Raw genomic sequence first — 13,812 nt, forward strand, 5'->3', positions numbered from 1 at the left:
ACCCCGTAGTCGCTCTGCACGGGTTCGCAAACCGCAACGAGCCACTACAGCCCGTCCTACGTTGCGCGTCACAGGACGGCCGCCACATCAACTTGGCTGTCGGACCTCCGCCAGAACATCGTCCAAGAGTCCCCTCACATCGCTTCCGCCCAGCACCAGCTGTCGATCAAGCAGCCGGTTTCCGGTTTCGCAGGAAGTCTCGCTCACCAGGGAGCAACCGTGGCAGGCCGATAGGTTCAGCTGCGAGGCTCCCTGCCGATCGCTCTCGATGCAGACCGGGTCGTTGGAACAGATATCCGCGTCGTCCAGAGCGGCCACCAGGAGCGGGATCAACTTCTCGGGGGCCCCGAGTCTGACGAGGCCGCCGAGGGTCCCCTGAGCGTCCCCCGCCGCGGTGTAGATCAAGATCCCGGCGGTCTTGTCCGTACGGTCGGAGTTCGCGTAGATCCGCTCCTGCAGCGCGGCGGATGCATAACCGCTTGCGAACGCCAGTCGCCGGATAAGCAGGTGCGCCAGCGTGTGCAGGGCGATGTACCTGGGTTCCGGCATGTCGAGGCGGCCGGCCCAGGGAGAGTCGGCCCTGCGCTCCTTGAGAATGCCGGCGCGTGCCTCCACCTCCGGTTGCGCCTCCCACTCGGCGAGCTTCCGCTCGTCGAACCGCAGAAAGATCCCCTCCCCGAACAGCTCGATCGCCGGGTAGGTGGGCCAACGCCGCTGGTCCGAGCCCAGATCAACGCTGATCATCGCCGCTTCTGCGTCATGACGCCGGAATCCTCGTAGAGCACGGACCTCACGGACCCTGCGCACCTGCCCGATGCCGCTGATCTTGCCGAGCAGACTCTGCGGTCCTGTGACGCCTCCGAGGCTTCGTCCGTCGACGACGAAGTCGCTTCCCGAACCGTCGCGTCCACCGTCCAGCTTCTTCAGGAACGCCGCCCACTCACCATCCTTGAGATCGAGCAGCATCTCGTCCGGTGCGGTCTCCTCCCCCGCCGCCACGGCGAGGACGGTTTCCGGCATAACTCCGAGATCGTCGGCGATCCACTCCGCCACCTGCTCCGACAGGGGCCCGCCGTTGTCCGTCACCACCTTCTCGAAGAACACGTGTCCGCGGATCTTGTCGGACGCCTCCGCGGACTGCGGACGTTCCTCCGGTATGTCGAGAGCCGAGATCCTCTCGGCGATGTAGTTGCCCGTGGCACCGCGCTGAACGGCGACCAGCTCGTACGGGCAGGGCTTCTTGACGGAGTCCTCCGGCTCCCAGGGTTGCCGCCCCGCGCAACGGATCCCGTCCCGGTGCAGAGCCCCCTTCGTCACGAGTTCCGCGAGCCTGCGCTCGTTTCCGCATCCATAACACTTCACCACCAACGCCGCGAGACCTTCGCCACGGGTGGCCAGCTTGTGGAACCTGAGCGCCTTGTAATCGCGGCAGAAACGGACCGCTTCGCTCAGGCTCGCCCCGCGCCCACGATGCGCCCACTTGAACCAGTTGACGTCCTGGGCGTGGCTGCCCTTCTCACAGACGGCGATGTAGCGCATCGGTACGAGCACGCCGCCACACTCACAGGCGTTACTCCACTTACCTTTCTTTTTCCCGGTCAGCTTCGAGAGGTTGTCGCAGCGTTCGCAGAACCGCCAAGCGGGAAAGCGCCAGTAGGGCAACGCGGGAGTGTCCTTGCCGGCGCGACCCGCATGTTCCGGCGGTTGCCTGAGGACGCCGGCACCGAGGCGCGCCATCAGACGCTCACAGCTGATCTCATGGGCGAATCTCTTGTCCCACCAGGACGTGTCCGGCGCCATGAGCGACTCACCCCGGACGTCGACGATCGCTCCCACACCGAACGGCGAGATCGTCTCGGAGAGGCGCAGGTCATGCCTGATCTTCTCCACGGTGCACCTCCTCCTGCGGCTCCTGGACCTCGACCGCCACGTTTGGCTCCACAGACCTCATCGAGTCTCCGACGAGCCACCCTTCTCCGGGCTGACCGAACCTCTTCAACAGAGCTGCTTGATCCTTCTTCGTGCGCTGGTAGTACAGCGGCTCGTCCGCCTCGCGTGCCTGTGCCGCCCGCCGGTCCCAATCCCTTAGAAGGCTGCCCACCGCAGAGCGCGTCTCCTCCGCTTCGAGACCGTCGGCGCGCGTCACGTAACCGAGAAACCCGTCGACGAGTCGGTCGACCGCTTCGCGGATCTTGTCGTCCCCGAGGTCGAGCCGACCCGCGGCGTCGTTCGGGGCGAGCGCGCTGAACGACTGCCTCAACAGCGCCACGAGTGCGCCCGCGAGCGAGCGGTTGCGCGAGGCCAACGACCACGGCGTGACACTCGTGGGCTCTACGCTCCGGTAAAGAGCCTCGTGATAACCGCGGAAGGTCTCGAAGTGCGATCGGTCGCGGGCCCTGCTCGACCGGAACAGCGTGACGACGACGCCTTGCGTGTCTCCCCGCCCGACACGGCTGGTGGCCTGGATGTACTCGGCCGTGGTCTTCGGCTGCCCCACCATGAGCATCAGCGCGAGCCTCGGAATGTCGATGCCCACGGAGAGCATGTTCGACGAGAGGACCACGTCCACGGCGTCCGACGAATCGTCGACCCCGATCCGGAGCGCACGGAGGTCGTTCGGCAGCTCCTCCGCTCCGCGGCGACTCGTCAGTTCGAGGACCTTTCCGGCCCTGACGGGACGCAGCGGGAAACCGAGCCTTTCGGCACGAGGCTCCAGACGGCCGTTGACGTCGTCGACGACCAGCGTTCCGGTACGCCCGAGCTCGCGGAGGCTGTTGTGGTACATGACCAGTGTCCAGTACGCGTCCCGTGGCGCGGCGGACGGAGCGCGGGCGGCGAGTGCCTCCGGCATCTCCACCATGGGGGTGACGGCGGCGATGACGGCCGACGGCTGCGAGACCGACTGCGGCATCAAACCGACGTAGAGACGCCCTTCTCCGCTCTCGACGGGGCGGGAAAAGAACGTCCGGTCGTCGTCGAGCCCCGACGGCGGGTACAGGGCGACTTTTCGTCCGTAGAGCCCTCCCACCTGTTCCTCGGACGCGCGGATGGTGGCCGTCGAAGCCACGATCTTGGGGCTGACCCCCGACCGGCTCAGCAGGAGCTGGATCACCGCGTCGAAAACGGCGACGGTGGTCCCGAGCGGCCCCGAGAGCAGGTGCAACTCATCCTGAATGATCAGGGACGGTTGCTTGAAAATGGTCCCGAGACCGAGCAGCCTCCCGGCTTCCGGCTTGAACTGAAGACGTGCGAACTTGTCGACGGTGGCCAGCAGGATCGTGGGCGGTTCCTCGTACAGCACCTCGTCGACGACCGCGAGCGGAAGCCCGTCGGTGAACTCGCACGACTCGTCGACGCAATGGAGTACGACGTCCGGTCCTACCAGACGCATGCCGTAGTCATGCGGCTTGTCGCTCCTGAGCTTCGGCACCATCGGCGTCAAACACCACGGGCAGCTCTCGACCTGGAACTCGTTCGCCTCTTCCGGACGCGCCGCCTTCTGAAGACGCTTGAGCGCGTCACGCGCCTCTCCACGCGTACCGGGGGTGACTTCGTTGCCGACCCACAGACCGATCGAGAAGGGCGCCATCCCCTTCGCCCGGCCGTCCGTGGCCCGCAACCTCTCCATCGCACAGACCAATGCCGCGGCCCGCTGGAATTGCTGAGCGGTCAGGAGCCGCAGGGTATAGCGGGTGATGACGGCGGTTCCCCCACCGGCCGTACCGTGGTCGAGCCGTCGGCGGAAGACCTCGATCGCGGCGAGACCCAGGTATGCCTCCGTCTTACCACCACCGGTCGGAAACCAGATGAGGTCGACGAGTCCCCGGTCCTCGTGCCTCTCGTCAACGGTGGAAGCCAGCGAGACTAGCAGGAAGCCGAGTTGGAACGGCCGCCACTCCGGTTCCCGCACCTGGTCCTCCGGCTCCCCACGGTTGATCGCCCCCTGCCGCATCTGAAGGCGCATGGCGGCCATGCCGAGTGAGAATGCCGTTCGGAGATGTTGCTGTTCCGGTGACCGGAGGAGATCGACGCCCTTCTTCATCCTGCCGACCGTGTTCTCCGAACGTTCGGCGATACGGACGGCCACGGCTTTGTCGTCGCCGAACGCTTCCGCCCGTTCCATCTGCCGGGAAGCCCAGCCGGCGAACGCCTCGACGAAGGCGTCCAACGATTGCAGTACCGCTCCGGGGTCCTCGTCGATCTGCTGGAGGTGCCTCAGCTCCAAGGCCCCGGCTTCGGCCGTCCCCTCGTCGAACCCCGTGGTCTCGACGGCGGGCACCACGAACGCCGGGACGGGTTCGAGGAAGATCCGTGTGCAACGGCCAGCCGTGAACTCCCAGTCCGCGGCCATTCCATGCCCGACCGCGTAGACCTTTCGGTTGCGGTACCGCAGACGCAGCTCGGCGGCTTCCGGATCGGCGTCGAACGAACGCGTCGTGTCGTACTCCAGGATCTCTGCACCAGCGGGCGGAGTGACGGCCAGACGGACCTGGAACAGCATCCCGGGGATGTCGAGACGGTCGTCACCCGTGGACTCGGTCAGAACCCGTACATGGACGGTGACCAACGAGTTTCCCCCGAAGACTCGCCAGCGCGATCCGACCTCGACCGAAACACCCCCCACGGACAGGCGCTCAATCTTTTTCTCCCGCCGGAGCTCGATGACGCCGGCGGAGAACGGAGTACGCCGCCATCCGGGTGGCCCGTCCCCGTCGACGACGGCGTACGTGCCGCACGAGAAGTCGACGTCGACGGAATCGCCGTCGGTGACGAAGGAGATCGCGACGGACGAGGGCCTCCAGTCCTCTGCCAGGGGGACCCCGGCGCCGCTCTCCTCCACCTCGCCGTCCGGGACGTCGGCGGAAACGTCTTCGTCCGTGTCTCCGCCGCCGTGAGTCCCTCGATTCCCGGCCTCGACCGGGAACAGCATGCCGACGGCGTACTGCCGGTGAGGCAGGTTCGTCGTGACCTCGTCATCGCCCGCCTCGGGCCCTACGTAGGACTCTCGAAGGTGTTCCAGGGCCTTCTTCTGAGCCACGGTGAGGTTCACTTGCAGACCTGCTTCCGAAGAAGAGCCTGGAGCCGCTTCTTGTCTTCTTTGGACGCGATCACGTGGAGCGTGACCCGCGCCCTCGTGACTGCCACGTAGAAGGCGGCCAGGCCCCGATCGTCGTACTCACGGGGCAGGCCGCAGACGATGACGTGCTCTGCTTCCAGCCCCTTGGCGAACCGCGGGTTCGTCACGAGGAACCCGGCCTCGCTTCTATAAGGCTCGGTGCCCTCGGAGACGTTGATGATCCAGATGTCTTGACGACGGGCGCCGTCCGCGACGAGGTCCCGGGCCACGGATTCCGCCGCGTCGACGTCGGCCGTCTCATCGGACCACCGCCATTCCACTCGGTCACCGTGGACGATGCCCGGGTCTCCGACGTCGGCGCCCAGGTATTCCTGCACGACGTGGACGATCGCCCGGGTGTTGCGGACGTTCCGGTCCAGGTCGTACTGGAGCGCCTCCTGCTGGACCAGCTCACAGACATCAGGGTCGAATTCGCCGTCGACGCGCGCCTGGTTGTTCGGATCCAGGAACATCCTCCACCGACCGCCCTCGCGACCCCTGCGGATCACGGAGTCCAGTGCGTCCATACCCTCGGCGTTCATAAGGTCCTGCGCCTCGTCGACGAAGACGACGTCGTACTGCTTGTCACCTGACAAGTCCGCGAACGGAAGAAGATCGATGTCTCTGCCCTCGATCCGCGGACCGAAGAAGTCGACGAGGGCGGGTGAGTGGAAGGTGATGAGAACCGACTTTCCCTCGCCCGCCTCCTGCTTCGCGCCTTCCACCAGCACCAGGGACTTTCCGGTGCCCGCACCGCCGAAGACGAGCATCCTCGGGTTTCGGGAGAGCGCGGCCAGGACCCGTGCCTGCCCCTCGGTCGCCCGGTTCTGCTCCTCCAGGACGGCGCCCCGCTGTGCATCGATAACGGGCATCCGCGTGAACTCGCCGAAGAGGCGCGCCCGCAGGGTCTCGGACCGAGCGATCCTGACTCCGAAGGGTGCGGTCCTGGCCTCATCGGCGACCTTCTCGAAGGCTTCCGTCATCGCCGCGATGGTCATCTGGTCCCTGGCCCACCAGTGGCTCCCCTTCCACTCGACCGCGGCCGGAGGCGCGTCGATGTCGGGGGTGAGGGCGACGGCCTCGGTCGCGAACCAACCGACGCCTTCCTCCTGAAGAATGCCGCGCAACGCGTACATCGCCGACTGCGCCTGGTCCATCGGGGACTCGCGCAGCTTCTTCCAGTCACCGTGGCGGTCGATCGAGTACCAGACGCCGTCGTACTTCCTGACGCCCCCGCCCTTGACCTCGACGATGACGACGACACCGTCCCAGAGCACGACGAAGTCGGCTTCCCCCTGCTGCTTGACGGCATGACTCCGCAGCTTCACCGAGTGGAAGGCGACCGCCCCGTGGGGCCCGTCGATCGCCCGCAGTAGTCGCGCCACCCGCCGTTCGGCGTTGCTGGTGGTCGTCGTCTCGACGTCGGCGAGATCCGGTACCAGGATCATGCTCCCTGCTTTCGCCAGAGGTCTTCGTACGCGCGGTATCCCAGGAAATCGTTGACCGCCCCGAAGTTGTCGGCGACGTCCACGATGAGGCACTCCGGTTTGCCGCCGTTCGCGGGTCCGCGCAGCCCGCGGCCGGCCATCTGGATGTACGCGCTGGGGCTGAACGTCGGCCTCGCGATGTACAGGGCCCGGACACCCGGTGCGTCGAAGCCCTGGATCAACAGATCGCAGTTGGCCAGGACCCGGATCTCCCCCTTCTTGAACTTCTCGATTACGTCACGGCGTGCCTGCCGTCCGGTCTGGCCGCTGACCGCCTCGGCCGCGACCTGCCGGTAACGAAGCGTGGCGGCGAGGACCTGGGCGGACAGGACGTTCGGAGTGAACACGAGGATCGGCCATTCCGGGTCCCGGCGAAGAATGTCCTCCACGAGGATCCGCATGCGGGCCTGGTCCCGCCCGATGCGGTCGAGAACCTTGGGCTCGAGTTTGCGCCACGACTGCACCTGCTCGAGTTCATCCGGCTTCAGCGCGACGTCCACGCCCTTCAGCACCTCGTGTCGAACCCGCGCGAGGACGCCCCTCTTCGACAGCTCCTCGTAGGCGTTGCCTCCGAAGGCCCTCATGATGTGGTGGCCGAAGCGGGCCGCCAGCTCCTCCGTCGGCTTGGTGACGACGTCGCTCTTCCCCTTGAACGGGGTGGCCGAGACGCCCACCAGAGGCCGCTCCCAGCTACGGCCGTCGACTCCGAGCCACCTGAGGATCTTCGTGTACATCTTCGACCCGCCCGCCCGGTGCGCCTCGTCGATGAACACCGCGGACGCGCGACTGAGCCACTCGTACTCGGGGGTGTCGGCAACCCTGTCGAGCTTGGCGTCGGTGGCCACGACCACGCTGAACTCGGTGTCGGGCTCGTGGACCACGTTGGAGTTCCAGAGCCTGCCGATGGTCAACGGACGCTCGTCGCCGAGCCATCGCCAGACGGTCTCGAACGTCTGCACCGCCTGCTCGCAGAGCTCCTCCGACTGCGCGATCCAGATCACGGTTCCGCTCACGTCGCCGTCGACGAAGAGCCGCAGCACGGTTTCGGTGGCGACGCGAGTTTTTCCGGCTCCCGTCGGAAGTTCCACCATGCCCTTGCGTGCGCGCCCGTCCGCTTCCCGGGACGTCAGAACCTCCTTCAGCTCCCGGCTGATCTCCTTCTGGAAATCGTGCAGAGGGTTGAGCCTCACGGCACCGGGCACGACGAACTCCTCGTCCTGGTGCCGACTGCGGCGTCCGGCATACTGGGTGCCGAATCCCATCTTCCGGAGCCAGGCGACGGTCGACGCTCCCCCCGCCCACGCCGTGGGAACGTCCGTGTACCCCTCGACGCTGAATTGATCTTTGAGGAATCTGATCGAGTCGCTGCCGTAGACCGTCAGGAAGAGCTCCGCAACGGACGTGGAGTCGTCCACCAGGCCCTGCCCTTCGAGTGCCTGCCAGAGCCCCTTCGGCAGGCACTCCTTCAGCGTGTCGTCGCCGAAGAAGATCTCCAGGCGCTCCGCATCACCGGTTGCAGCCCGGGCGGCTTGCCGCTGTTCCTCCAGACGTTGGTCTGCACGTGCTCGGAGGATGTTGTTCAGCTCGGCGTTCGACAGACGCAGGTCGAACGCGCCGTTGACGATCTGCAGAACGCGCTCTTCGTCGAGGTCGGCATGGACCACAAGAGTCAGCCCCTCGAGATGCCACTCGAGCGTCTGGTCCTCGACGCCGTCCTCGGTGGTCACGCGTTTCGTGATCTGGACGGCCTTCGCCACGGTCGCGTTCACGACCTTGTCCTCGACGAACGTCGAACGCAGCCCGGCGTACAAGTCGATGACGCGCTCCTCGCCCTGCCGGCCGTCGACCAACAGCGAGAAAGAGAAGCTGTCCTCGAACCGGCGGCATCCGACCGCCTCGACGAGCAGCTCCGCTTCGTCCGGGTCCGCCTTGAGGTACGGCTTCTGCCTCATGCTGAGGAACGCGCGCTCCTCCTCCGTCGTCGCCAAGTACACCGCGTCGGGTCGCCTCGCCTCGATGACACGTCCCACCCTGGCGGGGATGAGTGCCGGACGCCCCTCCGGGAATGCGATCCTGCCGGCAGTGAGGACGAACCCCGTCAAGGCCCCGTTCTTGATCGGCTTGGTGACCTCCGCGAGGAGCGCTTCGCGCATGACTTCCGCCGGGACTTCGTCCAGTGCCTTCGGCAGTGCCAGCGCGTCCTCGACGTGGCGCGGTCCGCGGAAGAGAGGCAGCAGGGCCTCGTACTCGACGAGCGACGCGGAAACGACGTGCCCCGGAGCCAGGTAACCGCGGGTCGACTTCAGCAGGCCGGCCTGGCCCACCGCCCATCGCACGGGGGAGACGACCCGATGAGTGAGGCTCGTGTCGACGTCCGTGCAAAGCCAGTGCCCCGTCTCGTCGAGCCTGAGCAGCCTCTCCGTCCAATGCTCGCGGATACCCTCGGGCGCCTCCGTCTCCTTCAGCATCAGGAGCGCCGAGAACGGACCCGGACCATCGCCCCTATCGAACTCGACCTCTTCGACGGGGCGCTCCCCGGGCCCCAGCCTCCGGTTCAGCTCGTCCAGGACGTACTGGCAGTAGTCGTCGAAATGGACCTCGTCTTCGACCGAGTACGAAGCCACAGGTTCTGTGATGACGCCTGCTGCATGGGCGACCTGGGGAACGCACGTCGTCCTGTCCAACACTCGGTCGGCAATGCCGTCACCGAGTCCGTCGACGTCCAGCACGTACTCGGGCGCCGCCCAGCCGCCGTCGCGTGTCGGAACCTTGAGGACACCCGTCTTGTTGCCCGCCACGACCTTCTGCGCCTGCGCGATGGGCACGTCGATGGCCGCGTCCCAGAATTTCGCAAGCTCGTCGTCCTCCGACTCCGGCGACAGCTTGGCCATCCTGGCCTCGAACATCGCGAGCGGGTCCAGATCCCGGAAACCCCTGTCACCGAGCTTCTTCTCGACGCCGGGAACGGCTAGAAGATCCGGATCGACGAAGCACGATCCTGCGACCTCGATGCCCTCCACACGATGGAGGAAGACCTGACCGCGATCCTTGACGGACTTCATGCCGTCGGTCGTGGGTATGACCTTCGCGGATCCGATGCCGTCGACTTTGGGATTCCGCAGCACGAAGTCGAGCGCCTTCGCGGCAGAGGCCGTGTCGGTCCCCTCCGCCCACTCGCGCAGCCACGACAGGACGCCTCTCTTGCGTACTTTCTCCAGCGCCTTCGCCTCATCCCTCGGCCGCGAGTCGACGAAGGCGGAGGAGACACTGCACACGTAAAGCGTCCGCAGACGGGTCATACGCTGATTGCTGGCGTAGCAACGCCAGTGCGGCACATCGTCGCTGGTGTGGGGCGACCTGATCCACTCTTCGTGGTCGCGCTCGGACGCCTCGCTGACGCGGAAGTCGAGAGGACGAAGCTCCGGCGGCGTGCGCAGTGCACCTGCAGCGTCGGGGATCAGAGCCCTTTCGCATCCGAGCTGCGGGATATGAGCGCAGAGGATCTCATCGCCGAACGAGTGGGTCTCGCGACCACGTGCAGGCATGTAGTCCAAGTGCGCCGCAGGATCGTCGACGGACGAGACCTTCGGCAACATGTCGAGGAACATCCCGGAGAGAGTCACGAGGATCTCCCGGTTGTACGTGTTCGCGAGCAGCGTGGTGCGGTCGTCGTTGACGCTCCAAGGGGCGTTGAAGAGGGCGGACGCCGACGTCCTGTCCTGGAGCGGAAAATACGACCAGAACTCGCCCGTCCTCAGTTGGGCGAACCGTGCCGGCACGGCGACGGTGACCTTCATCCGGTCACGCGACACCGCTTCACCGACCTCGGTCCGCGCCTCGGGGCTGGGTGCGTGCATCCGGTTTTCGACGTACCACTCGTCGTGGTCACCGTCGGGGCGCTCGATGCGGAACCTACCGTCACCGAGGTCACGCGACACGTGGCTCGTCACGAAGTCGGCGTCGGAACCGACGACCCGGAGCCGGACCTCGCGCACCGAGTTGACGAAAAGGAGGAACTCGGAGCGGAATTCCTCGATCTCCTTCCGGAGGTTCTCCAACCTCGACGCATGCGGCAGTCTGACGATCGTCACCGCCCACTCCGCCAGCTCGGCCAGGATCGGGTCCTCGGCGAACTCGGCGTCGGCATCGATCCGCGTCAGGGTCCTCAGGACCGGCAGCCTCTTGGAGATGGGGGCGATCGCCGCGAGCGCCGCCTTCGCCTTGGGAGAGTTGAACTCGAAGGCGATCGACCGGCTGAACACCTGCGGAGCGTCGGTGACCGCGAGCACCGACTTGAACCCGAGTCCGAAGCGCCCGATCTCATCACCTCTCTTACCGCTGAGGTGCGCGTGGGCGAGCGTGGTGAGGCCGCTACGCGAAAACGGACGCCCGGCGTTCGCGCAGTACAGGGTCTGGCGATCGAGGTCGAGGACGATCTCGACCCGCCCGGCCCCCTCCTCGTGCTCGACGGCTCCCGACATCGCGTCGGCCGCGTTCTGAACCAGCTCCAGTAGCGTGCGGTTCGAGTAACCGCCGACTCGGATGGACTCCTCCTGATTGGCATGTTCTGCGATCAGGTTCGAGTTAGCACGATACGAGTTGGTAGCCCGCTCGAAGAGGTCGTCGACCTCGCGAACCAGACGCTCGTCGGGAATCCAACCGGCTCGATTCGTCACCACGCTTACACCGCCCCCCCCGCTCACACAGCAACGCACCACTGCCAAAGCCGCATCTGCATGGCTCCTGAAACGTCGATCACCATGTTCACCGACGATGTGTCACGCACCACACCGCCGACCTGCCACGGACTGTAGACGCATCCACTGACAACCCGACCAGTTATCACTGGATCAGTCTCCGAGGCAGGGGGTTAAGAACCTACGTCAAATCTCCACAACTTGTAAGGCGCAGGTACATCACGGGTCGGTGTCCACGGTCACTCAGCGAGTTCCAGGATGCCAGTGGCTCAGTAACACTTGAGGTCGACTCAAGTGGGAGGACGTACCCAACCGTCGCAGGCGTGGAAGTGCTCGCGCGGGCAGGGCAGGAACCGGATGAAGCCAGGCAAGAGCGACTCCTGTCTTGGTCACGGGATGAGAACACGTATCCCGAGCACCAGCAAAAGCTCCCCGCCCCCCGTCCGCTGGCCCCGTCACCTGCCCCTCTCTCGGTCCGGTCCGGGAGAGGCGCATCCATGAGCACCCCGGTTCACCGCACCCCGGCACGGACGTCCGTGGTAAGGCGTCCAGATCCCCGCCAACGCGGGCTTCACCCAGCAGGCCGCCACCACGGTCAACGACCGGCTTAAGCTCTCCGCCGCTGCCTCGGGGACCTCCGCCGCGTCGGGGAACCTGCTCACGGAGGCCGTTGGCGCCGTGGTAAGTGGCAGCGACACGTACAAGTCCCGGGAAGACGCCAAGGCGTCCGAGGCCGGGGCCCGCCGCCACACCGCGGACAGTACCGGTGCGAAGTCCTGCCCGGACTCCTCAAGACCGAGGGCGTACATCCGCAAACTCCACACTGCGGCTCCTGCATGTCGCTCTAGGACATCGACCGGGCCGTACGCGTCAGGATGGAACGGCAGACGATGCTCAAGGGCTCGAGGGCCGGACTGTTGGTTCGTCGTGAGCTTGAGGGCCGTACGCAGAGTCTTCGGCGATCGAGCACGGATGCGGGCTCAACTGGAACACGTGAAGGAACACTCACGGTGAACAGTGAAATCGGTGGCGCAGAGCCGCCACGCACGTGGATCAAGTCCTCCTACAGCAATGGCACGGGAGGTGAATGCGTCGAGCGCGCCCCTGTCGATGACCTGGTGTTCGTGCGCGACACGAAGATCGGCTACCAGGTGATCACCGAGGTGAGGGCACCGGCATGGCGCGCCTTCACACGTGCCGTGGGGCAGGGCGTGAGGCGTCGGATCGGACCCGCAGCCTGCCAGGACCTGTAGGAGACTCCAAGCAGAACCGAGGAGACCGAGGAGCGGATGATCGTGAGCGCCCAGCACGCGGAGACCGGTGTTCCTGCATCGCTGCCGTTGAGGACCATCGGCGACATAAGAGCCGCTCTGCGCTCCGGGCACGGTTTTCCCGGCGACAGGGAGAGCTTCGAGGCCGATCTCCAGCGGGCGCTCGAAGCATCGACGGAGACGGACCTCGAGGCCGTGGCCACGGTGATCGTCGACTACCGGGGCAGGATCCGCCTCTATCAGGACCCGGACTTCGACATCGCCCTCCAGGAGGGCATCGACCTGACTGCGCGGTTGAAGCGGGAGGCGCGGGGCGAATGACCGGTGTCATCGCTGTCGTGACGGCGCGAGCGGCTCAACGGGCGAAGGATCTCGGCGCGGAGCAGGCACTGGAGACCTTGCGGCGGGAGCTGGAGCTGGTGCCTCGACTCGGAGTGCTGCTGGGCCTTCGCCTGCAGGACGGCATAGAGGTACGCAAGAGTAGCTCCGCAGACCTCATGACGCGGGGCGGCGGCGCGTCACGCCCGGCCGTCGGCCTGCTCCTCGCCCCCGCCCTCGATGACGGTGAGGTCCGTGCGCCCACCGGCGTACGGGTCGGGAGTGCCGGCGGGGATGTTGCGAACGGCCTCGCCCTGCGCCGCGCCGTTCCCGTTGAAGACGAAGTCGGGCCTGATACGCCAGTTGCGGCCATCGGCGTAGATGAAGCCGTGGTCGGCGAGCTGCTTGAGGCCGCGCGAGACGGATGCCTGCGACATCCCCACCTGCTCGGCGAACTTCGACTGGCTCTCGATGAGCACGAGGCCGTGGTCCTTGCGGTTCTGGAGGGCGCACATCTTGTGGAACAGCTTGTACGCGCTGACGCTGAGGTCCGCGTCCGCCAGGGCGTTGTGAGCCGCGTATCCCATGGTGGTGAAGCCACCTCCCCTGAACCAGAGACCGTGCGCGGCCGAGACCGACGAGTGCAGAGTGAAGTCGTTCACCTCACCCGTCCGCTTGTTCACGGTCTCGATCCGGGTCACTCGCCGGGCCGCACGCACAGAGTACTCCCAAGGGTGAATGGAAAGCATGCAGCGCTGACTGGAAAGAGCCAGTGCTGCGTCGGCTGATTCTGTGGTGCATAGCTTAGGAGATCTATTCAGTCCTGAATGGGCGAATCCAAAACTGGAACATAGCCTCACCGATTCCGCAGGTCAGCGGCCTGCCCTCCCTGACGCGTCTTAATAGGTGAAGTGGCCCGCCGT

8 protein-coding genes are annotated in these 13,812 nt (G+C 66.0%); 3 read left to right on the top strand and 5 right to left on the bottom strand.

Annotation, left to right across the window (positions count from 1 at the left end; translation table 11 throughout):
* Positions 1-87: 87 nt before the first annotated feature.
* Genes drmB through ACFIF2_RS03265 form a run of 4 tightly spaced genes read right to left on the bottom strand, consistent with a single transcriptional unit; the run spans position 88 to position 11,279 of the window.
* Entirely contained in the window at positions 88-1,890 is a 1,803-nt protein-coding gene (gene drmB / locus ACFIF2_RS03250; protein WP_395570910.1) for a DrmB family protein, read from the bottom strand.
* The gene (locus tag ACFIF2_RS03255; RefSeq protein ID WP_395570911.1) at positions 1,871-5,050 is read right to left on the bottom strand and encodes a helicase-related protein; all 3,180 of its coding nucleotides are present in this window, start codon (positions 5,048-5,050) and stop codon (positions 1,871-1,873) included. The genes drmB and ACFIF2_RS03255 overlap by 20 nt, the downstream gene beginning before the upstream one ends.
* Complete coding sequence (locus ACFIF2_RS03260; protein ID WP_395570912.1) at positions 5,047-6,564, bottom strand: NERD domain-containing protein; 1,518 nt, start codon at positions 6,562-6,564, stop codon at positions 5,047-5,049. The genes ACFIF2_RS03255 and ACFIF2_RS03260 overlap by 4 nt, the downstream gene beginning before the upstream one ends.
* Entirely contained in the window at positions 6,561-11,279 is a 4,719-nt protein-coding gene (locus ACFIF2_RS03265; protein ID WP_395570913.1) for a sacsin N-terminal ATP-binding-like domain-containing protein, read from the bottom strand. The genes ACFIF2_RS03260 and ACFIF2_RS03265 overlap by 4 nt, the downstream gene beginning before the upstream one ends.
* A 699-nt stretch (positions 11,280-11,978) precedes the next feature.
* On the opposite strand from ACFIF2_RS03265, the gene ACFIF2_RS03270 reads away from it, so the two are divergent.
* Genes ACFIF2_RS03270 through ACFIF2_RS03280 form a run of 3 tightly spaced genes read left to right on the top strand, consistent with a single transcriptional unit; the run spans position 11,979 to position 12,892 of the window.
* Positions 11,979-12,314 (top strand): Scr1 family TA system antitoxin-like transcriptional regulator, encoded by a 336-nt coding sequence (locus tag ACFIF2_RS03270; protein WP_395570914.1) that lies wholly within the window; start codon positions 11,979-11,981, stop codon positions 12,312-12,314.
* Positions 12,311-12,553, top strand: a complete 243-nt coding sequence (locus ACFIF2_RS03275) for a DUF397 domain-containing protein (protein WP_395570915.1) — start codon at positions 12,311-12,313, stop codon at positions 12,551-12,553. The genes ACFIF2_RS03270 and ACFIF2_RS03275 overlap by 4 nt, the downstream gene beginning before the upstream one ends.
* Positions 12,554-12,595: 42 nt before the next feature.
* Positions 12,596-12,892, top strand: coding sequence for a DUF6247 family protein (locus ACFIF2_RS03280; protein WP_395570916.1), 297 nt, complete (start codon positions 12,596-12,598; stop codon positions 12,890-12,892).
* A 197-nt stretch (positions 12,893-13,089) separates the two neighbouring features.
* Here the strand turns inward: ACFIF2_RS03280 and ACFIF2_RS03285 are convergent, their stop codons facing one another.
* Entirely contained in the window at positions 13,090-13,572 is a 483-nt protein-coding gene (locus tag ACFIF2_RS03285; RefSeq protein ID WP_395570917.1) for a helix-turn-helix domain-containing protein, read from the bottom strand.
* Positions 13,573-13,812 lie beyond the last annotated feature (240 nt).

This window comes from Streptomyces sp. BK79, assembly GCF_044142145.1.
Classification (GTDB): domain Bacteria; phylum Actinomycetota; class Actinomycetes; order Streptomycetales; family Streptomycetaceae; genus Streptomyces.